Genomic DNA, 20,373 nt, shown 5'->3' with positions numbered 1-20,373 from the left:
GGGGTCAATGTGCGGCGAGTATCGACATCTCCCCTTGCGGGGCTGCGCTGATCTGCTCGGACGCCACGAGCGGCGGCAAGTGACGGCCCGCTCGGGCATGCGGCATTGTGCGCAGCAGCCGCGTCACCTTTTCGCGCTGGAAAGCCGGGTCGAGGCGGATATCCTCGGGCAGAAGGCGCGGTTCGAAGATCTGTCGGCTGTGGGTCACGATCTCGACCTTCGTCCAGCGGCCGAGCCGCGGCATGTCGGGCTGCGTCAGGTAAGCCTCGCGCAGCTGCGCCTCGCGGCGCTTGAGCCGCGCGATCTCGGCGCGGATATGGGCCAGTTCATCGGCGGGGGAGCGGTGGTCGAACATGCGAAATCTCCTCTGGTCCGCGTCTGACGATGCGGCCCCAAGTTTGAGAAAACGTTAAAGGAAGCAAGACAATGAGCGATTATCCGAAAGCCGGAAAAGTGGTGCCGAAGGGCGCGTGGCAGGCGGCGGCGGATTTCGTGGCGCTCGATTACGAAGGGCGGTTCCTGCGGCGCAAGCGTCTGGTGGCGGGCTCGGGCACGGGGTTTCTGGTCGACCTGCCGGAGGTGACGAATCTCTCGGGCGGCGAGGCCTTCGTGCTGGAGGATGGCCGCTTCATCGAGGTGCGCCCGGCGCTGGAGCCCGTGCTGGAGGTGAAGGGCAATCTGCCCAAGCTCGCCTGGCATATCGGCAACCGCCATACGCCCTGCCAGATCGAGGCCGAGCGGCTGGTGATCCGGGCCGATCATGTTCTCGAGGGGATGCTCAAGGGGCTTGGCGCGGAGGTGCGCCCCGGTGTCGAGACCTTCCAGCCCGAGGGCGGCGCCTACGGGATGGGCCGGACGATGGGCCACGACCACGGCCATTCGCATCACCACGGTCATTCCCATTCGCATGACCATGGTCACGGCCACGGCCACGGGCACGACCACCATCATCATCACGACCATGCCTGATCCGATCGCGTCTCTCTCTCTCATGCAATGGCTGTCCCCGGCTTTTCCGACCGGGGCCTTTGCCTATTCGCATGGGCTCGAGCAGGCGGTGGCGGCGGGCGAGGTGCGCGATGCGGAGAGTTTCGCGGCCTGGCTGGGCGACGTGCTCGAACTCGGGGCGGGCTGGGGCGATGCGGTGTTGCTGGGCTGCGGGCTGCGCGGCGAGGATCTGGCGAAGCTCGACGCACTCGGGCGCGCGATGGCCGGGTCGGCCGAGCGGCTGCGCGAGACGGTGGAGCAGGGCGCGGCCTTCACGCTGGCGCAGGCGGGGCTGCGCGGTCAGGAGCTGCCTGCGCGGATATTGCCGGTCGCCGTGGCCGAGGCGGGCCGAGATCTTGAAATGCCCGCCGCGCAGATAATTGCACTTTTTCAACATTCATTCGCGTCCAACCTGGTCTCTGCGGCGGTTCGACTTGTCCCTCTGGGACAAATCGCGGGTCAGAGGGTGTTGGCGGGCTTGCATGACAAGATCGCCGCCATCGCGGCCCGCGCGGTGGGGGCGCAGCTGACCGATCTGTCACTCAGCGCCTTTCGCGCGGAGGTGACGGCGATGAAACACGAGACGCTCGATGTGCGTCTTTTCAAGACGTGAGGTGAGGATATGGGCAACGGACCTTTGCGGGTTGGAATCGGCGGGCCGGTGGGCGTGGGCAAGACCACGCTGACCGAGCAACTGGCGCGGGTGCTCGCGGCGCGCGTGTCGATGGCGGTGGTGACGAACGACATTTACACCCGCGAGGATGCCGAGGCGCTGATGCGCGCGCAGGTTCTGCCGGGAGACCGGATTCGCGGTGTCGAGACAGGGGGGTGCCCGCACACGGCGATCCGCGAGGATGCGTCGATCAACCTCGCCGCCATCGCCGATCTGTGCGCCAAGATCCCGGATCTGGAGCTGGTGCTGATCGAGAGCGGGGGCGACAATCTGGCCGCAACCTTTTCGCCGGAACTGGCCGATCTGACGATCTATGTGATCGACACGGCTGCCGGTCAGGACATCCCGCGCAAGCGCGGGCCGGGGGTGGCGAAATCCGATCTGCTGGTGGTGAACAAGGTGGAGCTCGCGCCCTATGTGGGGGTTGATCGGGAGCTGCTCGAAGCCGATACGCGACGCGCCCGGGGTGAGCGGCCCTACGTGATGGCCAACTTGCGGCAGGGTGAGGGGGTCGACGAGATCGTGGCATTTCTCGTGCGCGAGGGCGGGCTCGTCCTGCATCCGATTCCCGCCTGATTACGACTGCCTGATTGTTTTTTGGGCATTCGGCCATTTCCTTTGCGCAAAACTCCGGCAAGCCCGCCTTTCGAGGCGGGTTTTGGCTGCGTGGACGCGGATTGTTTTGCCGCGACGCAGCGTCAAGGTTTGGATGTCGTGGGTAGCCGAAAACGGCGCGCCCGGGCCTTAGTGGGGAATGGTCCCGGCCCATCCAAAAGTGGAGGTTCAGCCGCCGAGAGAGCCCGAAAAACGGGCCCGTGTGCAGGCTGACGGAACGAGGGAAATGAAATGATCACACGGCGTAAACTGATGATGTCCGCGGCGCTTGCCGGTGCCATGTCGATGAGCGGGGGCATTGCCTTCGCCGAAGAGGACAAGATCAAGGTCGGCGTCCTGCACTCGCTGTCGGGCACGATGGCGATCTCGGAAACCACGCTCAAGGACACCGTCCTGATGCTGGTCGAGGAGCAGAACAAGAAGGGCGGCATCAACGGCAAGATGCTCGAGGCGGTCGTGGTCGACCCGGCTTCCGACTGGCCGCTGTTTGCCGAAAAGGCGCGCGAGCTGATCACCGTGGACAAGGTCGACGTGATCTTCGGCTGCTGGACGTCGGTGTCGCGCAAATCGGTTCTGCCGGTGCTCGAAGAGCTCAACGGGCTGCTGTTCTACCCGGTGCAATACGAGGGCGAGGAAAGCTCGCGCAACGTGTTCTACACCGGCGCCGCCCCGAACCAGCAGGCGATCCCGGCGGTGGATTACTTCCTCGAGGAGCTCGGCGTCGAGAAATTCGCCCTTCTGGGCACCGACTACGTCTACCCGCGCACCACGAACAACATCCTCGACGCCTATCTGAAATCGAAGGGCATCGCCGAGAGCGACATCTTCGTGAACTACACCCCCTTCGGTCAGTCGGACTGGTCGAAGATCGTGGCCGACGTGAAGGCGCTGGGGGCGGACGGCAAGAAGGTCGGCGTGATCTCGACGATCAATGGCGATGCGAATATCGGTTTCTACAAGGAGCTTGCGGCTTCCGGCATCACCGCTGACGACATCCCCGTCGTCGCCTTCTCGGTCGGCGAAGAGGAACTGTCGGGCCTTGGTGAAGCGGATCTGAAGAACCTCGTCGGTCAGCTCGCCGCCTGGAACTATTTCGAGAGCGCCGACACCCCCGAGAACGCAGCCTTCATCGAGCAGTGGCACGCCTTCACCGGCGACGATACCCGCGTGACGAACGATCCGATGGAAGCCACCTATATCGGCTTCAACATGTGGGTGCAGGCGGTGACGCAGGTCGGCTCCACCGATATCGACAAGGTGATCGAGGCGATGCCAGGGCAGGTATTCCCGAACCTCACCGGCTCGACCGCGAAGATGCTGCCGAACCACCACCTGACGAAGCCGGTGCTGATCGGCGAGATCATGGAAGACGGCCAGTTCGACATCATCTCGCAGACCGATCCGGTGCCGGGCGATGCCTGGACCGATTTCCTGCCGGAATCGGCGGTGCTGAAATCGGATTGGCCGGGCCTCGATTGTGGCATGTACAACACCGAGACGAAGACCTGCGTGCAGAAGAAGTCGAATTACTGATCGACCTTCGGGCGGGAGGGCACAGGCTCTCCCGCCTTTTTCCATCCATGGGGGCAGGATGCGCAAGTTTCTGATCGCGCTTGGGCTTTTGCTTGCGTTTGCCTTGCCGGGGCAGGCGCAGGAGACCGGCATCACCGCGCCGCAGGCCGAGGCCGCGCAGGCTCAGATTACGGGGCTGGCGGCGGTACTCGCCGAGTATTCCAAGGAAATCGCCAAGCCGTCGCGGCGCACCATCGGCCCGGTCATTGCGGCGATCGCCGCCTCGGGGGAGGGGGCGTCGCGGTTCCTCCAAGCCTATGCCGACAAGCGCGTGGGCCAACGCGAAAGCGATGGGGCGTTTTTCATCATCGAGAAAAAGGGTGGTGATTACGCTCTGTCCGATCCAGCGACGGGCGCACCCGCAGGCACCGCGCCGAAATCGGATATCAAGGAGATCAAACCCAATTCCGGCGTGCGCGCCGAGATCGGCGCGGCGCTGGTACGCTTTCTGCTGAGCGATCCCGACCCGAAGAAGCGCCGCGACGCCCTGACCGCGATCGAGCGGGACGGCGAGGCTTCGCATCTCGAACCGCTGCGCGCCTCGATCCCTGACGAAACCGATCCCGCGATCAAGGCAGAGAAGGTGCGTCTGGAGCGTCTGCTGACCATCCGCTTTGGCAAGGATGCCCCCGAGCGCGTGGCCGCGATCGAGAGCTTCGGCTCCGATCTGGGCCTCGATTTCCGCGCCACGCTGAACCCTCTGGTGGCCACGACCCGCACAGCCTTCGCCGGCGCGCCCGAGGGCAATGTCGCCGACGCGCTCAAGCCCGGTCGTGATATCTCCAAGGATGAAGCCTATGCGATGCTCGTCGCCGCCAAGATCGCACCCGCGCGGATCTCGGCCTCCGAGATGCAGCAGGCCCTGGCGGCGCATGTGGAGGGCGGTCAGGTGGGCGGGCTGCCGCTGGCCGCAATGGCCGATCCTGCCAAGCGCGAAGAGGCCTACGCGACGCTCGCCGCCGCGGGCATCGTCCCGCAGCGCCTGACCGATGCCGAGGCCGACAAGCTCGTCACCGATCACCAATATGCCGATATCTACGCCGAGCCCGACCCGGAGGTCACGACCGCCGCCGATGCCGCACTGACCCGCGTCGGGCGCACGGTGGCGGCGATGCAGACGGTCGATCTCGGCCTCGATGCGCTCTCGCTCGCCTCGATCTATTTCCTCGCGGCCATCGGTCTGGCCATCACCTTCGGGGTGATGGGGGTGATCAACATGGCGCATGGCGAGTTCATCACGATGGGCGCCTATACAGGCTATGTCGTGCAGCTCTTCGTGCCCGATTACACGGCATCCATCCTGATCGCGCTGCCCCTGGCCTTCGCGATCACCTTCGGGGCGGGCGTCGCGATGGAGCGGCTGGTGATCCGCTGGCTCTACAAACGCCCGCTCGAGACTTTGCTGGCGACCTTCGGGATCTCCATCGCGCTGCAACAGCTCTTCAAGAACATCTTCGGCACGCAGGCGCGCCCGCTGACCTCGCCGCCCTGGCTCGACGGGGCCTGGACGCTCAACGATGTGGTGTCGATCAGCTATATCCGGATCGCGATCTTCGTCCTCGCGCTGATCTTCCTCGCCCTCTACCTCTGGGTGATGCGCCGCACCCGTCTTGGCCTCGAGGTCCGCGCGGTGACGCAGAACCCCTCGATGGCGGCCTCGATGGGGATCAACCCGGACCGCATCAACATGCTCGCCTTCGGCTTCGGCTCGGGTATCGCGGGCATCGCGGGCGTCGCCATCGGGCTTTTCGCGAAAGTCACCTCCGAGATGGGGCAGGACTATATCGTGCAAAGCTTCATGACGGTCGTGGTAGGCGGCGTCGGCTCGATCTTCGGCACGCTCGCGGGCGCGGGCCTGATCGGCGTGCTGCAAAAGGGGATCGAATGGCTGAACCCGTCGAACACGCTCGCGGCCCAGACCTACATGATCCTCTTCATCATCATCTTCATCCAGTTCCGCCCGCGCGGCATCATCGCGCTCAAGGGCCGGGCCGCGGGGGATTGAGCATGAGACAGACCCTTATCCCTTCCTCTTGGTCCAAATATCCCGCGGGGGTGCGGGGGTGCGAAACCCCCTCTGCAACCTCGGAGGCCCGCGCATGAGATCTGGTTTTCTCGCCAAGAACCCCTCCGTCCTGTGGTTCCTGCTGATCCTCGCGGTCTTCACGCTGGGTGTCACTTTTCTCTCTCACGCCTACGGACCCGGGATGATCTCGACTTCGATGGTCAAGACGCTGGGCAAGACGCTGTGCCTGTGCCTGATCGCCATCGCGATGGATCTGGTCTGGGGCTATACGGGCATCCTGAGCCTCGGCCATTTCGCCTTCTTCGGACTGGGCGGCTACATGATCGGCATGTGGCTGATGTATGAGCGCACCCGCGACATCGTTCTCAGCTCTGCGGGCGAGTTCCCGATGACGCCGCAAGAAATCAATGACGCCATCGGCACGCAGATCTTCGGCGTGGTCGGCGGATCGGATCTGCCCGCGATCTGGCATTTCGCGGGCAACCTGCCGATGCAGCTTCTCTTCGTGGTGCTGGTGCCGGGACTGCTGGCGCTGATCTTCGGCTGGCTCGCGTTCCGCTCGCGGGTCACGGGCGTTTACCTGTCGATCCTGACGCAGGCGATGACGCTGGCGCTGTCGCTGTATCTCTTCCAGAACGAGAGCGGGCTGCGCGGCAATAACGGGCTGAGCGGCCTGCAGAACATCCCCGGCGTGAGCGCAAATCAGGATCACCTCTCGGTCTGGTTCCTCTGGGCCTCTGCCGTCGCACTCGGCCTTGGCTATATCGCGGCCGCCTTCATCGTCTCGGGCAAGTTCGGCTCGGTCATTCGCGGCATCCGCGATGATGAGGCGCGGGTGCGCTTTCTGGGCTACTCGGTCGAGGGCTACAAGCTTTTCGTCTTCACCCTCACTGCCATCATCGCGGCCATCGCGGGCGCGCTTTATTATCCGCAGGCCGGGATCATCAACCCCGGCGAGATGGCGCCCATCGCCTCGATCTATCTCGCGGTCTGGGTCGCGATCGGCGGGCGCGGGCGGCTTTACGGCGCGGTCATGGGCGCGGCTTTCGTCTCGATCGTCTCGAGCTGGTTCACCGGGGGGCGGGTGCCCGATATCCCGCTGGGTTTCTACACGATCCAATGGGTCGACTGGTGGCAGGTGCTCCTGGGGCTGGCCTTCGTGCTGGTGACGCTGCTTGCGCCGAAGGGGCTGTCGGGGATCGTCGATCTCCTCGAGGGGATCCGCAGCCCGAAGCGCCATGGTGCGCCGCTCGGGCCGGACAAGGGCGCCTTCCGCGAAGGGGAGGCGCAGGAATGAGCGATCGCGTCATTGGTGCTCAGCCGGGCAATGCGCAGCTCGAGGTTTCGGGGATCTCGGTCACCTTCGACGGCTTCCGCGCGATCAACAACCTGAGCTTTGCGATCGGTCCGGCGGAACTGCGCGCGGTGATCGGTCCGAACGGTGCTGGCAAGACGACTTTCATGGATATCGTTACCGGCAAGACCCGCCCCGACGAGGGCCGCGTTCTCTGGGGCGAGACGCACCAGAACCTGCTGAAGATGAACGAGGCGCAGATCGCCCGGGCGGGGATCGGGCGCAAGTTCCAGAAACCCACCGTTTTCGAGGATCAATCCGTCACCGAGAACCTGATGATGGCGCTCAAGGCCAATCGCAGCCCATTCTCGGTTCTGGTCTGGAAGGCCGGGGCGAAGGATCGTGCGCGGGTCGAGGAGATCGCCGCGCAGGTGGGGCTGGGCGATCACTTGCCGCGCAAGGCGGGCGAACTGAGCCACGGGCAGAAGCAATGGTTGGAAATAGGGATGCTGCTCGCGCAGGAGCCGCGCCTTCTGCTGGTGGATGAACCGGCGGCGGGCATGACGCTGGCCGAGCGCGAACAGACCACGGCCCTTCTGGTGGAACTGGCGAAGACCCGCGCGGTCGTGGTGGTCGAGCACGACATGGAATTCGTGCGCCGTCTGAACTGCAAGGTGACGGTGTTGCATGAAGGGTCGGTGCTGGCCGAAGGCACGCTCGACCATGTGACGGCGGACCAAAGAGTGATCGAGGTGTATCTTGGGCGCTGAGATGCTGAAAGTTTCGGGGCTGACGCTGCATTACGGCGGCTCGCAGATCCTGCACGGGATCGACATGGTGGCCCGCGCGGGCGAGGTGACCTGCATCATGGGCACGAACGGGGTGGGCAAGACTTCGCTTCTCAAGGCGATCTCGGGCACACATATCCGGTCGGGCGGCGAAGTGGTGCTCGATGGCGAGGCGATGGGGCGGGTGCCGCCGCAGGCGATGGCGAAGGCAGGGCTGGGCTACGTCCCGCAGGGCCGGATGATCTTTCCTCTGCTGACGGTGCGCGAGAATATGGAGACGGCTTTCGCCTGCCTGCCGAAATCCGAGCATTTCATTCCCGACGAGATTTACGAGCTCTTCCCGATACTCAAGGACTTCCTGCATCGCCGGGGCGGGGATCTCTCGGGCGGGCAACAGCAGCAGCTCGCGATCGCGCGGGCGATGCTGATGAAGCCCAAGCTCTTGCTTCTCGACGAACCGACCGAGGGCATCCAACCGAACATCATCCAGCAGATCGGGCGGGTGATCTCTTACCTGCGCGAGAAGGGGGATATGGCGATCGTGCTGGTCGAGCAGTATTTCGACTTCGCCCACGATCTCGGGGACCGCTTCTATGTCCTCAAGCGTGGCGAGGTCGCGATGGAGGGCACGAAAGAGACCCTCACGCGCGAGGCGCTACGCGAGGTGGTGAGCGTCTGATCCGCACAAGCCGGTGCGGGGCGAGCGCCCGTCAATCTTTTGGCTCACTTGCCCGACTCGGCCCCCTGGTCGCACACTTCCTCCGGATCCGGTCCCGAATGTGGCGGCGTGTGGAGGAACGGCCGGATCGCGGGGGTGGTCGCGTGAGGGTCGCGCCCGTTCATAGGGGAAGGGGAGAAACCCATGAGACATGTCTTTGTATTGGCCGCGCTTGGCGCGCTGGCCAGTTCTTCGGGCGTTGTGGCGCAGGAGATTTCCATCGCGCGTGGCGAGCTGATCTCGATCACCTCGGGATGCCATGACTGTCACACTGCGGGCTATAACGAATCCGGAGGCAAGATCGATCCGGAGGCGGCGCTGAGGGGCGTGCCGCTTGGCTGGCAGGGGCCATGGGGGACGACATACGCGGTCAATCTGCGAGACGAGATCAAGGAGATGGATGAGGAGGCCTTCGTCAAATATGCGAAGACCTTCATCGCCAAGCCGCCGATGCCGTTCTACAACATGCACGCGATGCCCGAGAGCGACTTGCGTTCACTCTATCGCTACATCAAGTCGCTCGGCGCGCCGGGCGATCCGATGCCCGAGGCGTTGCCGCCCGGAGAGACGCCCAGAACGCCCTATATCGTGATGGCGCCGCCGATCATGCCGCAGTGAGGAAGGGGCGAGGGAGGCCCGTGGCGGTTCGATCGAGAGCGATCCGTTAGGGGCGGTTTCCGCATGGGCGCGGACGCCTTGCGCCGGAGGACCGCTGTCGGATCGCCATCGCGGTTTGGTTTCTTGCCGTGGCATTTGCGGCCGCTTTTCTTTCGGCTGGCGGCTGGCGGCTAGGGGCGAGGTTCGGGGGCCATATGGCGCGGTCCCGTCGCTCGACGACAAACCTCTGCGTCAGCCGCCTGCGCCCAGCCTCTCGGCCTTCTTGCGCACGAGCACCGTGCGCAAGTCGTGCATCGTCAGCAAAAGCGTGTCGGTGATCTCTTCGAGCTGAGCATCGGTCGCCTTCGACTGCGCCCATTGCGTGACAAGGTTGAGATGGTCGACCGCGCGCAGAATGTCGTCGACATCTCGCTGGGCGAGCACCTCGCGGCGATGGGCGATCCAGGCCTCGATCTCGGCGCGGTCCGTGGCGGATAATTCCCGATCGCCTTGCGGCTTGATCTCGCCATTGCGGATGTTGACGTTGGCGAGGGGGTCCATCTCGATCCGGCGCTGCCGGTTCTCGGTGTCGACGCGGAACACCGTCGCGCCGTTTTCCTTCACCCGGAAATAGTACTCCGGCAGATCACCCATTCACCAACCTCCCGGGCCGTTCGCCCTCACGACAGCCCTTCGCAGAACGCCTTGATGCGCGCGCAGGCCTCGTTGAGCGCTGCGTCGGATGTAGCGTAGCTGATGCGGAAATTGGGCGAAAGGCCGAAGGCCGCGCCGAAAACCACGGCCACGTCGTTCTCTTCGAGAAGAGCTGTGGCGAAATCCTCATCCGTCTCGATCTTGCGCCCGCCAGCCGAGGTCTTGCCGATGCACCCGGCGATCGAGGGATAGACGTAGAACGCGCCTTCGGGGGTGGGGCAGGTGATGCCCGGGCAGGCATTGAGGCCCGCGACCACCAGATCGCGGCGGCGCTTGAAGGCCTCGCGCGAGGTGGTGACGTAATCCTGCGGGCCGTTCAGCGCCTCAACCGCCGCCCATTGCGAGATCGTGCAGGGGTTCGAGGTGGACTGGCTTTGCACCTTGCGCATCGCCGCGATCAGTTCTTTCGGGCCCGCCGCATAGCCGATCCGCCAGCCGGTCATCGCGTAAGCCTTCGACACGCCGTTCACGGTCAGCGTGCGGTCATAAAGGCCCGGCTCGACCTGCGCGGGGGTGGTGAATTCAAACCCGTCGAAGACGAGATGTTCATACATGTCGTCGGTCATCACCCAGACATGGGGGTGGCGCATCAGAACATCGGTCAGCGCGGTCAGCTCATCGCGCGAATAGGCGGCCCCCGAGGGGTTCGAGGGCGAGTTGAAGAGGAACCACTTGGTCTTGGGCGTGATCGCGGCTTCCAGCGCCTCGGGGCTGATCTTGTAGCCCGTCGCGGGATCGCCCTCGACGAAAACGGGCGTGCCGCCGCCGATCAGCACCATGTCGGGATAGCTCACCCAATAGGGCGTCGGGATGAGCACCTCGTCGCCGGGGTTGAGCGTCGCCATCAGCGCGTTGAAGAGCACCTGCTTGCCACCCGAGGAGACCGAAACCTGCGCGGGCTCGTAGGACAGACCGTTCTCGCGGGCGAACTTGTCGCAGATCGCCTGCTTCAGCTCCGCGATGCCGTCGACGGCGGTGTATTTCGTCTTGCCCGCGTCGATGGCGGCCTTTGCGGCGGCCTTGATATTGTCGGGCGTGTCGAAATCGGGCTCGCCCGCGGAGAGGCCGATCACGTCGCGACCCTGCGCTTTCAGTTCGCCCACCTTCCCGGTCATCGCCACGGTGGGCGAGGGTTTGACGCGGGCGAGAGTGTCGGAAAGAAATGCCATCGGGTCGCCTCCGATTTGTAACTTGGTCCCCGACCTCTTAGGCTTGGGCCAACCGGCATTCAAGCGAAAGCGGAGGAAACCATGGCCGAAGACTGGTATGGCGAGGCGAGCGCGACCTTCGGGGATCGTCTGGCGGGCGCACGCGAGGCGGCGGGGTTGAACCAGGAGGAATTGGCGAAGCGCCTGGGCGTGCGGCTGGAGACGCTGGCCGCCTGGGAGGACGACGTGGCCGAGCCGCGGGCGAACCGGCTCCAGATGCTCTCGGGCATGCTGAACGTGACGCTGATGTGGCTCATGACCGGCGAGGGCGAGGGGCTTGACGGGCCGCCCGATCAGGTGGCAGAGGCGCAGGAGGATCGCGCTCTGGTGCGCGAGATCCGCGAAGTGCGGGCCGGGCTCGAAGAGCTCGACGCGCGTTTGGGCCGGCTCGAGAAGCGGCTGATGGCAGGAGAAGACGCATGAGCGAGACGCGCGAGGCACGGCTGAAACGGATGCGGATGCGCAGCTGGCGGCGCGGGATCAAGGAAATGGACCTGATCCTCGGCCCCTATGCCGATGCGCGCCTGCCCGAACTCGATGCGCCGACGCTCGATCTCTACGATCAGCTTCTTGAGGAAAACGACCAGGATCTTTACCCCTGGGTCTCGGGCGCGCAGCCTTGCCCGCCGCACTATCTCGGCCTGCTCACCGAGATCGGACAGTTCGCGCGTGAGCGCCACATCACCAAGAGCTGAGGCCCGATCGCGTCGTTATGGCGTGGCTATCGCGACGAACTAGCGCAAAGCCCGGGTGGCTTAACGTTATATTTCCCATTTCCCGCCAAGGTCGCCTGTCAGGGGCAGCGAAACTGGCGGAGAATGAAATGACCGTGCAGAAATCTGCAAACGACATGATGCCCGCGCCGGCGACGCCGGGGCTGATGGCAGGATATCTGGACAGCCTTTCGCTGCTGGAACGGCTGCACCGGCTGCTTCTGGATGTGATCAAGGACGAGTTCGAGCGGCTGGGCATCCTCGAGATCAACCCGGTGCAGGCGCTTTTGCTCTTCAATGTGGGCGAGAACGAGGTGACCGCGGGGGAGCTGAAATCGCGCGGCTACTATCAGGGCTCGAACGTGTCCTACAATCTCAAGAAGCTGGTCGAGACGGGCTACATGCACCATCAGCGCTGTGAGGTCGACCGGCGTTCGGTGCGGGTGCGGCTGACCGTCAAGGGGCGCGAGCTGCGGGACAATGTTGCGGGCCTGTTCGAGCGGCACGCATCGGGCATGGAGACGCGCGGGGTCATCACCTTCGAAACTATGGAGGAGATGAACCACACCTTGCGCCGGATGGAGCGTTACTGGACCGACCAGATCCGCTATATCTACTAAGCCCCTTGCCCGCCGGGCCTTCTGCGAGGATTGCGCGGTGACGTGTCGTAGGCCTTGATAGGGCGCGGGCTGCATGCTTCCTTTTCGGAAACGAAAGGGAGGCACGGCATGAAGGGTCTTGCACGCTGGGCGATACGGGCAGGCATGGCGGCGGCACTGCCGGTCGCGGGGCTGGCCTGGTGGAAACGTGACGAGATCGCGCGGCTGCGCGAGGTGAACCGTCTGTTCGAGCCCGACCGGATCGTGTCGAATTTCTCCAACATGCCGGCGCTTTTCCATTCGCGGGTGATCGATCGCGGAAATGGCCCCGTCTCGGAGCTTGCGCGCGGTGACGATGACGGGTTGCCCGCCGGGGTCGGGGACTGGATCGAACGGCGCTCAGTGACGGCACTGGTCAAGCTGCGCCACGGCCAGATTACCCATGAGAGCTATTTTCTTGGCACGAAACCCGAGGATCTGCGGATTTCCTGGTCGATGGCGAAGAGCTTTCTCTCGGCGACCTTCGGTATCCTGCACCATCAGGGCGTGATCCCCGATCTCGACGCGCCGCTCACCCGTTTCGCGCCGGACCTGAAAGCCACGGCCTATGACGGCGTGTCGATCCGCGATGCGCTGATGATGTCCTCGGGCGTGGCCTTCAACGAGGACTATCTGGATTTCCATTCCGATATCAACAAGATGGGCCGGGTTCTGGCGATGGGGCGGTCGATGAACGCCTTCGCCGCCTCGCTCAAGACCCGCGAGGCCGATCCGGGCGCGCGGATGCTCTATGTCTCGATCGACACCCATGTTCTGGGCATGGTGATCGCGGGCGCGACCGGGGCGGATCCGGCCGAGGTGATGGGCGAGTTGCTGATCGAGCCGATGGGCCTGGAGGCCTCGCCGGTGATGCTCACCGATGGCAAGGGTGTCAGCTTCGTCCTTGGCGGGCTGAACCTGCGCACGCGCGATTACGCCCGCTTCGGCCAGATGTTCCTGCAAAAGGGCTTCTGGAACGGGCGCCAGATCGTGCCCGAAGCCTGGGTTGCCCAATCGACCGTTCTGCAGGCACCAAAGGGGGAAGGTTACGGCTATCAATGGTGGGTGCCCGTCGACACGGCCGAGCATGGCGGCGACTATTTCGCACGCGGCATCTACGGCCAGCATGTCTATATCAGCCCCGCCCATGACGTCGTCGTCGCGATCAATGCCGCCGACCGCCTTTTCAAACAGGAAGGCGTGGAAGAGGAAAACCTTGCCATGTTGCGCCGCATCGCCGAAATTTCCTGAAAGGGGAGGGGCGCGTATGCAGATGTACGAGGCGGTGAACGTCCTGGGGGGAACCTTGCAGCCCTGTTCGCTCCGGCCCCGCACCGGGTTCTTTCGCGATGGCAGCTGCAATACCTGCTGGGAGGATTCCGGCTCTCACACGGTCTGCGCGATCATGACGGCGGAATTCCTCGCCTGGTCGAAATATGTCGGAAACGACTTGTCGACCCCGCGTCCGTTCCATGATTTCCCCGGCCTCAAACCCGGAGATCGCTGGTGCCTGTGCGCGTCGCGCTTTCTCGAGGCGGTCGAAGAAGGCTGCGCGCCCAAGGTGATGCTTGCCTCGACCCACCGCGACGCGTTGGGTATCGTGCCGATGGCGGTTCTCGTGGCCAATGCGGCGGAGAGCAAGGAACGCTAGTGGTGCCGGGGGCTCAGGCCCGAGCTGCCCCTTTCAGACCGAACCGACCGGCACCCAGAGCACATCCTCGATCTTTGGCGCCCCTGTCGCCAGCATTACCAGCCGGTCGAAGCCAAGCGCGATGCCGGAGGCTTCGGGCATGATCTCGAGGGCGGTGAGGAAATCCTCGTCGATCGGGTAACGCTCGCCGTAGAGCCGCTCTTTCAGGTCCATATCCGCCTCGAAACGGCGGCGCTGTTCGGCGGCGTCGGTCAGCTCGCCGAAGCCATTGGCCAGCTCCACCCCGCAGGCATAAAGCTCGAACCGTTCCGCCACGCGGGCGTCGTCGGGGGCAGGGCGCGCGAGCGCCGCCTCGGCCAGCGGGTAGCGATCAAGGATCGTCGCGCGCCCGTGGCCCAGATGCGGCTCGACCTTGGCCACGAGCAGTTTCGAGACCATGTCCGACCAGCTGTCATCCTCGGCAACCGGAAACCCAGTCGCCGCGCATTGGGCGCGAAGTGCAGCCGCATCGGTTTCGGCCCCCTCGCAGGAGGCGAGCAGGTCGACACCGGCATGGCGCGCGAAGGCGTCTGCGACCGAGAGCCGCTCGGGCGTGGCGAAGGGATCGCATTCGGCCGCCCCATAGCGCAGCACTGATGTCCCGGCAGCCTCCGCCGCCATGTGCAGCATCGCCGCGCAATCTTCCATGAGCACGGTGTAATCCTCGCCCGCGCGATACCATTCCAGCATCGTGAACTCGGGCGAATGGCGCTTGCCCGCCTCGCGGTTGCGCCAGACATGGGCGAAGGACGCGATGCGCGGCTCGCCTGCCGCCAGCAGCTTCTTCATCGCGAATTCGGGCGAGGTGTGCAGATACATCCGCCGCGCCTGCCCGTCATTGCCGATCAGATCGGTTGCGAAGGCGTGCAGATGGGCTTCGTTGCCGGGCGAGACCTGAAGCGCACAAGGGTCGACCTCGACGAACTCCTGCGCGGCCAGCCAGCCCCGGATCGCCGCCTGAATACGGTTGCGCGCGAGAAGTGCTGGGCGGCGGTCGGCGTGGCGTTCGGGGCTCCAGAACGGGGGCATGGCAAGCCTTTCAGGCTGGAAATCGGGGCGCAAATGGTTTAGGCGACCTGCAACCCGGGCGCCAGAGCCCGTTTCGAAGATCCACAAGGAAACTCCATGGTCAAAGTCATCGCTTCCTCGGTCCGCAAGGGCAACGTTCTCGAAATCGACGAGAAGCTCTATGTCGTGCTCTCGGCGCAGAACATCCACCCCGGCAAGGGCACGCCTGTCACTCAGGTCGACATGCGCCGCATCTCGGATGGCACGAAGGTTTCGGAACGCTGGCGCACCACCGAGCAGGTCGAGCGCGCCCATGTCGAGGAAAGCGAATACGATTTCCTCTATGACGACGGCGAAGGCTACCACTTCATGGAGCCCAACACCTACGAGCAGATCGCCGTGCCGGAAGACGTGATCGGCGATGCGAAAGTGTTCCTGCGCGACGGGATCCGGGTTTACCTGAAGACCTTCCAGGGCGCCGCAATCGCGATCGAACTGCCGCAGAAAGTGACCGTCGAAGTCGAAGAGACCGAGCCGGTCGTGAAGGGCCAGACGGCCTCGTCGAGTTACAAGCCCTCGACCTGCACCGGCGGGATCCGCGTGATGGTGCCGCCGCATATCGGCGTGGGCACCCGCATCGTGATCAACACCGAAGACAGCACCTATGTGGAGCGCGCGAAGGACTGATCCTTTTCGCGGATTCGGAATTGGGAAAGGCGCCCTCGCGGGGCGCCTTTTTCTTTGTTGGTTTGGCGGCCGGTCAGTGCGCGCGCAGGAAAGCGGGCCCCTCGGCGATGACACCGATCCGGGCGGCACGGTAGCCAGCGGCTGTGAGCGCGGCCAGCAGGTCTTCCGCCTGAGCCTGAGGCACCGTGGCCAGCAGCCCGCCCGATGTCTGCGGGTCGTTAAGCAGATCGGTGCGCGGCCCGGGTGGGGCGGTCATCCGGCCTGCGCAATTGGCGATATTCTGGGGCAGGAGCGTCGAATGCTCTCCCGCCGCCGCCAGCGCTTCGGCACCCTCCAGCATCGGGATCGCGGCGAGATCGAGCTCGGCGGAAACGTGTGACGCCTCGCAAAGTCCCAGCAGATGCCCGGCCAGCCCGAACCCCGTGATATCGGTCATTGCACTTGCCACGGGGGCGAGGATCGCAGAGGCGGCGGCGGAGCTTTTCGACATGCTTTCGAGCGCGCTTGCCACGGCATGACCCGGGGCGTGTTTGGCCATCTCGGCGGCGAGGATCACGCCGGTGCCAAGCGGCTTGGTCAGGATCAGCGCCTCGCCCGGGCGGGCGCCGTCCTGCCCGAGCGGACGCTCTGTCAGCCCCGTCACCGTGAAGCCAAGCGTCAGTTCCGCCCCCATAGAGGTATGCCCGCCGACCAGATCGCATCCTGCCTCGCGGAAGGCTTTGGATGCCGCGTCCAGCATCTCGTGCAGCGCGCGCGCGCCGAGTTCCTCGGACTGGCGGGGCAGGGTGACCTGCGCTAGCGCAGCCTGTGGGGCGGCACCCATCGCCCAGGCATCGCTCATCGCATGCAGGGCGACGATCCGGCCCAGCATCCACGGGTCTTCGGTAAAGGCGCGGACGTGATCGGTGGTGAAGACCTGGCTTTGGGTGCCGCATGACAGCACCGCCGCATCGTCGCCCGGACCGCTCAGGACATCGGCCCGTGCGGGGGCGGGCAGATCAGCCAGAGCATCACGCAGCGCCTGGCCGCCGAGCTTCGCGCCACAGCCGCCGCACATCGGCTTGGTACCCAGAACCTCCTCAATCCCCTGCGCGCGTTCTGGCGGCAGCGCAGGCGTGGGCATCGCGGGCAGATCGTGGACCTTTTCCATGAATTTCAGGTCGATGCGGTTCTTCCAGCGCCAGAGCCATTTGCCGTCGAGCGGCAGCCCCCATTTGTCGGCGACGGCATGTTTGCCCCCGACAGAGATCAGTTTCAGGTAATCGCGCTGCGGCTGGTAATGCTGCATCGCCCGGCCTGTCACCGCGGCCCGCAGATTGGCGAAAAGCGGCTTGGCCTCGCGCACCGCATAGACGCCCGCCTTGGGGCGCGGCGCGTGGCTGAGATGGGCGATGTCTCCTGCGGCGAAGATCGACGGATCCGAGCTTTGCAGCGTCGGGCCGACGGTGACGAAGCCGTCGGTCAGATCGAGCCCGGTTTGCGCCAGCCAGTCGGCGGGTTTCGTGGCCCCCGTGCCGATGACGAAATCGGCCTCGGCCACGCGACCACCTTTGAGCAGCAGCCGCCCCGCCTCGGCTCCGGTCAGCGCCGCCCCGGTCTCGATCGCGACGCCGAGGCGCGCGCAGTGGCGCAGCATGGCGTTGCGCGCCCCTGTTCCGAGGGCGCGCAGCGCTTCGGGCGCGGCCTCGTAGACGGTGACGTTTGGCTGCGGCAGGCGATGCGCACAGGCTAGCGCCAATTCGACCCCGGCCACGCCCCCCCCCACGACGGCGACACGCGGGTTCTCGGGCGGGGCGCTCGCGAAAGCCTCCCAGGCGTCGGCGAAGGCATCAAGGGGCTTGGCGGGGGTGACATGGTCGAGAAAGCCCGGCAGTTGCGGCATCTCGGCGGTGATCCCGATATCGATCGAGGCCACGTCATAGGCGATCGGCGCGCGCCCCGGAATTTCGATCAGTTTGCGCGCCCGGTCGATGCCTGACGCCCGCCCAAGCACCAGCCGCGCGCCCGCGTGGCGTGCGAGCTTCACCAGATCGAGCTGCAACTCCGACCGCGCATAATGACCCGCGACATGGCCCGGCAGCATGCCCGAATAGGCGGCGGTCGGCAGCGGGTTGATGACCGTCAGCCGCACGCCCGGCAGCGGCTTCATCCCCCACATCCGCAGCACCAGAGCGTGCGAATGCCCGCCTCCGATCAGAACGATGTCGCGGGTGAGCGGCAGGGTGGGGGCGGCGTGCATGATCTCTCCTCTTCCCCTCATGCCTAGCCTTTGCGCGCCGCTTCGCCAATTCCCATTCTGTCGCAGTGGCGCGCTTGCGATTTTTCGACGAAAACGCCCTTGACGGGGACGGACAGTTTTCTTAGTTAGCCCCGCAGTGGCTAGGTAGCTCAGCTGGTTAGAGCACACGACTCATAATCGTGGGGTCGGGGGTTCAAGTCCCCCCCTCGCCACCAACTTCCCCCTCCTTGGGGAAAACGCGAAAAAGGGCGCCTTCACAGGCGCCCTTTTCCTTTTCGGTCTCGGGGAGGTTCGGGGCTTCAGTTCGAGGCCATGCGCAGCAGGTCGGTGATGCGACGCACCACGGCGCGACGGTTTTGCTCGGACGGGCCTTCGGTCGGCACCTTGAGATATTGCTCGCCGTAGCCCTGCACCACGAGGTTTTCGGCCGGGACGCCGAAATATTCGCTCAGCGCCAGCGCCACGGTTTCCGCGCGGCGGTCCGAGAGCGCGAGGTTATAGGCGGCATTGCCCACCGCATCGGTATGACCTTCGATCAGGAACAGCTCGCGCGGGTTTTCCGCGATACGCTGCTGAATCGCCTGACCGAGTGCGGAAAGCGCACGGGCCTGATCGGGCTGGATCGCGGCCGAGCCGGTCTCGAAGGTGATGTTCTCGACCGTGACGGCGGGGGCGAGATCGCGGACCTGCTCGATATTGCGGACCTGCGAGAGGGTGAAGGCGCGGTTGGTGTCGCTTTGACGCGAGAGCGCCTCACGCAAGGCCGCCTCGTTGCTCGAACTGATCGTGGCAACCGGCTTTGCCTTGGGCAGGGTGGTCACGTCGACCGGTTCTGCGCCGCGCGCATCGTCGATCAGCAGATATTGCGTGCCGTCGGGCTGAATCAGCGTGCGCTTGAGGATCCGGCGTTGCGCGTCATAGATCGTCACGATCTGCGAGCCGTCCTCTTTGGTCACGATGGTGCGCGAGGAGCCGTCCGCGAAATCCTGCGTGCGGATCGTCGAGCCCGGTTGGCGCAACAGGGCGTTGTCGTCCTTGACCAGCGCATAGGAGCCGTCGGGGTTCTGCACCACGACCCGGTCGCCCGAATTCACGGCGACTTTCGAGCCGTTATTGAGCAGCGCGCCAACAGCGAGCGCCCCGAGCCCAGCAAGCGCTGCGGTCTCAAGCGGGCTCACCCGGTCCTTTTTCTTCTTTTTCGTGTCGCTGGCAGTGAGCTCGCCGGTGGGCGTGGCCGTGACCTTGGTCGAGAAATCCTCGGAGGCGCTGCGCGCGGTCTCTTCGGTCACAGTCTCCTCGGTGCTGGCCGTCTCGTCGATTGGGGCATCGGCCGGGGCGGCGAGCGCCTGATTTTCCACCGGTGCACCTTCCGACGCGCTTTGCTGCGCCGCGATGGCCTGTTCGAGCACCTTCGCCTCTTCCGGGGCGATGAACTTGGCCGAGGTTTCGTTCGGATCGTTCTCGGTGGCCTGCGGCTGGGTCTGGGTTTCAGCTTGAGTCGCCGTCTGCGTTTCGGTCTGGGTTTCAGTCTGGGCATCGGTCTGGGGGACCGGCTGAACCTCGGTCTGCGCGGCCGCCTCCCCGGTGGCGTCTGCTTCGGGCGTGATCGTCTTCGCCTCGGTCGTCGGTTGCGGCGCAGGCGCCGTCCCGCCCTCGACGCTTGCCTTGGCATCGGCATCCGCCGAAGCCTCCGGGGTGACTACGGGCTCGGAGGCGGCGCTTTCGGCCGGGGTTTGTTTGGCCGGGGGCGTCGTGCCCTCGATCGCCGCCTTGGCTGCCTGATCGGCCTGCGGATCGGTCATCGGGGCGGGATCGGCCGGTGCCATCGTTTCAGGCGCGGGCTGCGCGCTCTCGGCGCCGGTGACTCCTTCCGCGGGCGGCACGATTTCGGCCGGGTCGACCGGGGCCGACCCGTCAACGGCGTCGGCCGCGTCGACAGGAGCGGATCCGTCGACCGGCGCGGCGCCTTCGACGGGCTGAGCGGTATCGGAAGCCGGCGCGGGTGTATCCTCGGCTGCCTTGGCTTGCTCCTCGCAGTTCTTGCGGGCTTGTTCCTCGGTTTGGCCCGCAGCGATTTCCTGCGCAATGCAGGCGGTGTCAGCGGTCGTCTCGGCGAGGGCCGCGACAGGCACGATCGCGGGGGTGAGGGCGGCAAGACCTGCAATCAGTGCGGTCGACGTTCTCAAGCGGTTCATGTTATCTCCCT

Annotated in this window: 21 protein-coding genes and 1 tRNA gene; 16 read left to right on the top strand and 6 right to left on the bottom strand. The window is 65.2% G+C overall.

Going from position 1 to position 20,373, the window contains the following annotated elements; all coding sequences use genetic code 11:
* Positions 1 to 4 precede the first annotated feature (4 nt).
* Positions 5 to 355 carry a hypothetical protein gene (locus BMG00_RS10895; protein WP_078574364.1) on the bottom strand — a complete coding sequence of 117 codons (351 nt, stop codon included), beginning with the start codon at positions 353 to 355 and terminating at the stop codon, positions 5 to 7.
* 71 nt (positions 356 to 426) lie between these two features.
* On the opposite strand from BMG00_RS10895, the gene BMG00_RS10890 reads away from it, so the two are divergent.
* The 9 genes from BMG00_RS10890 to BMG00_RS10850 all read left to right on the top strand — a co-directional run bounded on the left by BMG00_RS10890 (position 427) and on the right by BMG00_RS10850 (position 9,291).
* On the top strand, positions 427 to 969 hold the full coding sequence (locus BMG00_RS10890; protein WP_078574363.1) for an urease accessory protein UreE: 543 nt from the start codon (positions 427 to 429) through the stop codon (positions 967 to 969).
* Positions 962 to 1,600 carry an urease accessory protein UreF gene (locus BMG00_RS10885; protein ID WP_078574797.1) on the top strand — a complete coding sequence of 213 codons (639 nt, stop codon included), beginning with the start codon at positions 962 to 964 and terminating at the stop codon, positions 1,598 to 1,600. The genes BMG00_RS10890 and BMG00_RS10885 overlap by 8 nt, the downstream gene beginning before the upstream one ends.
* 9 nt (positions 1,601 to 1,609) lie before the next feature.
* Entirely contained in the window at positions 1,610 to 2,236 is a 627-nt protein-coding gene (ureG, locus tag BMG00_RS10880; RefSeq protein ID WP_078574362.1) for an urease accessory protein UreG, read from the top strand.
* Between the two features lie 270 nt (positions 2,237 to 2,506).
* Positions 2,507 to 3,808, top strand: a complete 1,302-nt coding sequence (gene urtA / locus BMG00_RS10875; protein ID WP_078574361.1) for an urea ABC transporter substrate-binding protein — start codon at positions 2,507 to 2,509, stop codon at positions 3,806 to 3,808.
* 58 nt (positions 3,809 to 3,866) lie between these two features.
* Positions 3,867 to 5,852: an urea ABC transporter permease subunit UrtB gene (gene urtB, locus BMG00_RS10870; protein ID WP_078574360.1), complete on the top strand. Its 1,986-nt coding sequence runs from the start codon at positions 3,867 to 3,869 to the stop codon at positions 5,850 to 5,852.
* Between the two features lie 94 nt (positions 5,853 to 5,946).
* Positions 5,947 to 7,170 carry an urea ABC transporter permease subunit UrtC gene (urtC, locus tag BMG00_RS10865; protein ID WP_078529825.1) on the top strand — a complete coding sequence of 408 codons (1,224 nt, stop codon included), beginning with the start codon at positions 5,947 to 5,949 and terminating at the stop codon, positions 7,168 to 7,170.
* Complete coding sequence (urtD, locus tag BMG00_RS10860; protein ID WP_078529824.1) at positions 7,167 to 7,937, top strand: urea ABC transporter ATP-binding protein UrtD; 771 nt, start codon at positions 7,167 to 7,169, stop codon at positions 7,935 to 7,937. The genes urtC and urtD overlap by 4 nt, the downstream gene beginning before the upstream one ends.
* A 1-nt stretch (position 7,938) precedes the next feature.
* Positions 7,939 to 8,634: an urea ABC transporter ATP-binding subunit UrtE gene (gene urtE, locus BMG00_RS10855; protein WP_078529823.1), complete on the top strand. Its 696-nt coding sequence runs from the start codon at positions 7,939 to 7,941 to the stop codon at positions 8,632 to 8,634.
* A gap of 183 nt (positions 8,635 to 8,817) precedes the next feature.
* Complete coding sequence (locus BMG00_RS10850; RefSeq protein ID WP_146642605.1) at positions 8,818 to 9,291, top strand: c-type cytochrome; 474 nt, start codon at positions 8,818 to 8,820, stop codon at positions 9,289 to 9,291.
* 231 nt (positions 9,292 to 9,522) lie between these two features.
* Here the strand turns inward: BMG00_RS10850 and BMG00_RS10845 are convergent, their stop codons facing one another.
* A complete protein-coding gene (locus tag BMG00_RS10845) occupies positions 9,523 to 9,924 on the bottom strand; it encodes a hypothetical protein (RefSeq protein ID WP_078574358.1) in 402 nt (133 codons plus the stop codon).
* 26 nt (positions 9,925 to 9,950) lie between these two features.
* Positions 9,951 to 11,153: a pyridoxal phosphate-dependent aminotransferase gene (locus tag BMG00_RS10840; protein WP_078529820.1), complete on the bottom strand. Its 1,203-nt coding sequence runs from the start codon at positions 11,151 to 11,153 to the stop codon at positions 9,951 to 9,953.
* A gap of 81 nt (positions 11,154 to 11,234) precedes the next feature.
* On the opposite strand from BMG00_RS10840, the gene BMG00_RS10835 reads away from it, so the two are divergent.
* From BMG00_RS10835 to BMG00_RS10815, 5 genes are all read left to right on the top strand, one after another.
* Positions 11,235 to 11,615 carry a helix-turn-helix domain-containing protein gene (locus tag BMG00_RS10835; protein ID WP_078529819.1) on the top strand — a complete coding sequence of 127 codons (381 nt, stop codon included), beginning with the start codon at positions 11,235 to 11,237 and terminating at the stop codon, positions 11,613 to 11,615.
* Positions 11,612 to 11,887, top strand: a complete 276-nt coding sequence (locus tag BMG00_RS10830; RefSeq protein WP_078574357.1) for an FAD assembly factor SdhE — start codon at positions 11,612 to 11,614, stop codon at positions 11,885 to 11,887. Before BMG00_RS10835 ends, BMG00_RS10830 begins: the two co-directional genes overlap by 4 nt.
* Before the next feature lie 128 nt (positions 11,888 to 12,015).
* The gene (locus BMG00_RS10825) at positions 12,016 to 12,525 is read left to right on the top strand and encodes a MarR family winged helix-turn-helix transcriptional regulator (protein WP_211274126.1); all 510 of its coding nucleotides are present in this window, start codon (positions 12,016 to 12,018) and stop codon (positions 12,523 to 12,525) included.
* 108 nt (positions 12,526 to 12,633) lie between these two features.
* Entirely contained in the window at positions 12,634 to 13,794 is a 1,161-nt protein-coding gene (locus BMG00_RS10820) for a serine hydrolase domain-containing protein (protein ID WP_078574356.1), read from the top strand.
* Positions 13,795 to 13,810: 16 nt separating this feature from the next.
* Entirely contained in the window at positions 13,811 to 14,194 is a 384-nt protein-coding gene (locus BMG00_RS10815) for a DUF2237 family protein (protein WP_078574355.1), read from the top strand.
* A 33-nt stretch (positions 14,195 to 14,227) separates the two neighbouring features.
* Here the strand turns inward: BMG00_RS10815 and epmA are convergent, their stop codons facing one another.
* On the bottom strand, positions 14,228 to 15,262 hold the full coding sequence (epmA, locus tag BMG00_RS10810) for an EF-P lysine aminoacylase EpmA (RefSeq protein WP_078574354.1): 1,035 nt from the start codon (positions 15,260 to 15,262) through the stop codon (positions 14,228 to 14,230).
* 96 nt (positions 15,263 to 15,358) lie between these two features.
* Between epmA and efp the strand changes: the two genes are divergently transcribed.
* Positions 15,359 to 15,928 carry an elongation factor P gene (gene efp, locus BMG00_RS10805; RefSeq protein ID WP_078529814.1) on the top strand — a complete coding sequence of 190 codons (570 nt, stop codon included), beginning with the start codon at positions 15,359 to 15,361 and terminating at the stop codon, positions 15,926 to 15,928.
* A 73-nt stretch (positions 15,929 to 16,001) separates the two neighbouring features.
* Here efp and selD read toward each other — a convergent pair whose 3' ends face one another.
* A complete protein-coding gene (gene selD / locus BMG00_RS10800; protein ID WP_078574353.1) occupies positions 16,002 to 18,167 on the bottom strand; it encodes a selenide, water dikinase SelD in 2,166 nt (721 codons plus the stop codon).
* A 138-nt stretch (positions 18,168 to 18,305) separates the two neighbouring features.
* Between selD and BMG00_RS10795 the strand changes: the two genes are divergently transcribed.
* Positions 18,306 to 18,382, top strand: a tRNA-Met gene (locus BMG00_RS10795).
* A gap of 84 nt (positions 18,383 to 18,466) precedes the next feature.
* Here the strand turns inward: BMG00_RS10795 and BMG00_RS10790 are convergent.
* The gene (locus BMG00_RS10790) at positions 18,467 to 20,362 is read right to left on the bottom strand and encodes an OmpA family protein (protein ID WP_078574352.1); all 1,896 of its coding nucleotides are present in this window, start codon (positions 20,360 to 20,362) and stop codon (positions 18,467 to 18,469) included.
* Positions 20,363 to 20,373: the final 11 nt, after the last annotated feature.

It is taken from the genome of Thioclava marina (assembly GCF_002020135.1).
GTDB lineage: Bacteria > Pseudomonadota > Alphaproteobacteria > Rhodobacterales > Rhodobacteraceae > Thioclava > Thioclava marina.
This window is presented reverse-complemented; position numbering and strand designations above follow the sequence as displayed.

What these genes read in the sequence shown, in the direction of transcription:
- urtE (WP_078529823.1), top strand. Translation starts at nt 7,939, where the DNA reads ATGCTGAAAGTTTCGGGGCTGACGCTGCATTACGGCGGCTCGCAGATC.
- BMG00_RS10835 (WP_078529819.1), top strand. Translation starts at nt 11,235, where the DNA reads ATGGCCGAAGACTGGTATGGCGAGGCGAGCGCGACCTTCGGGGATCGT.
- efp (WP_078529814.1), top strand. Translation starts at nt 15,359, where the DNA reads ATGGTCAAAGTCATCGCTTCCTCGGTCCGCAAGGGCAACGTTCTCGAA.
- BMG00_RS10840 (WP_078529820.1), bottom strand. Translation starts at nt 11,153, where the DNA reads ATGGCATTTCTTTCCGACACTCTCGCCCGCGTCAAACCCTCGCCCACC.
- urtB (WP_078574360.1), top strand. Translation starts at nt 3,867, where the DNA reads ATGCGCAAGTTTCTGATCGCGCTTGGGCTTTTGCTTGCGTTTGCCTTG.
- ureG (WP_078574362.1), top strand. Translation starts at nt 1,610, where the DNA reads ATGGGCAACGGACCTTTGCGGGTTGGAATCGGCGGGCCGGTGGGCGTG.
- BMG00_RS10830 (WP_078574357.1), top strand. Translation starts at nt 11,612, where the DNA reads ATGAGCGAGACGCGCGAGGCACGGCTGAAACGGATGCGGATGCGCAGC.
- BMG00_RS10845 (WP_078574358.1), bottom strand. Translation starts at nt 9,924, where the DNA reads ATGGGTGATCTGCCGGAGTACTATTTCCGGGTGAAGGAAAACGGCGCG.
- BMG00_RS10815 (WP_078574355.1), top strand. Translation starts at nt 13,811, where the DNA reads ATGCAGATGTACGAGGCGGTGAACGTCCTGGGGGGAACCTTGCAGCCC.
- BMG00_RS10890 (WP_078574363.1), top strand. Translation starts at nt 427, where the DNA reads ATGAGCGATTATCCGAAAGCCGGAAAAGTGGTGCCGAAGGGCGCGTGG.
- selD (WP_078574353.1), bottom strand. Translation starts at nt 18,167, where the DNA reads ATGCACGCCGCCCCCACCCTGCCGCTCACCCGCGACATCGTTCTGATC.
- BMG00_RS10825 (WP_211274126.1), top strand. Translation starts at nt 12,016, where the DNA reads ATGACCGTGCAGAAATCTGCAAACGACATGATGCCCGCGCCGGCGACG.
- BMG00_RS10885 (WP_078574797.1), top strand. Translation starts at nt 962, where the DNA reads ATGCCTGATCCGATCGCGTCTCTCTCTCTCATGCAATGGCTGTCCCCG.
- epmA (WP_078574354.1), bottom strand. Translation starts at nt 15,262, where the DNA reads ATGCCCCCGTTCTGGAGCCCCGAACGCCACGCCGACCGCCGCCCAGCA.
- urtD (WP_078529824.1), top strand. Translation starts at nt 7,167, where the DNA reads ATGAGCGATCGCGTCATTGGTGCTCAGCCGGGCAATGCGCAGCTCGAG.
- BMG00_RS10850 (WP_146642605.1), top strand. Translation starts at nt 8,818, where the DNA reads ATGAGACATGTCTTTGTATTGGCCGCGCTTGGCGCGCTGGCCAGTTCT.
- urtC (WP_078529825.1), top strand. Translation starts at nt 5,947, where the DNA reads ATGAGATCTGGTTTTCTCGCCAAGAACCCCTCCGTCCTGTGGTTCCTG.
- BMG00_RS10820 (WP_078574356.1), top strand. Translation starts at nt 12,634, where the DNA reads ATGAAGGGTCTTGCACGCTGGGCGATACGGGCAGGCATGGCGGCGGCA.
- BMG00_RS10895 (WP_078574364.1), bottom strand. Translation starts at nt 355, where the DNA reads ATGTTCGACCACCGCTCCCCCGCCGATGAACTGGCCCATATCCGCGCC.
- BMG00_RS10790 (WP_078574352.1), bottom strand. Translation starts at nt 20,362, where the DNA reads ATGAACCGCTTGAGAACGTCGACCGCACTGATTGCAGGTCTTGCCGCC.
- urtA (WP_078574361.1), top strand. Translation starts at nt 2,507, where the DNA reads ATGATCACACGGCGTAAACTGATGATGTCCGCGGCGCTTGCCGGTGCC.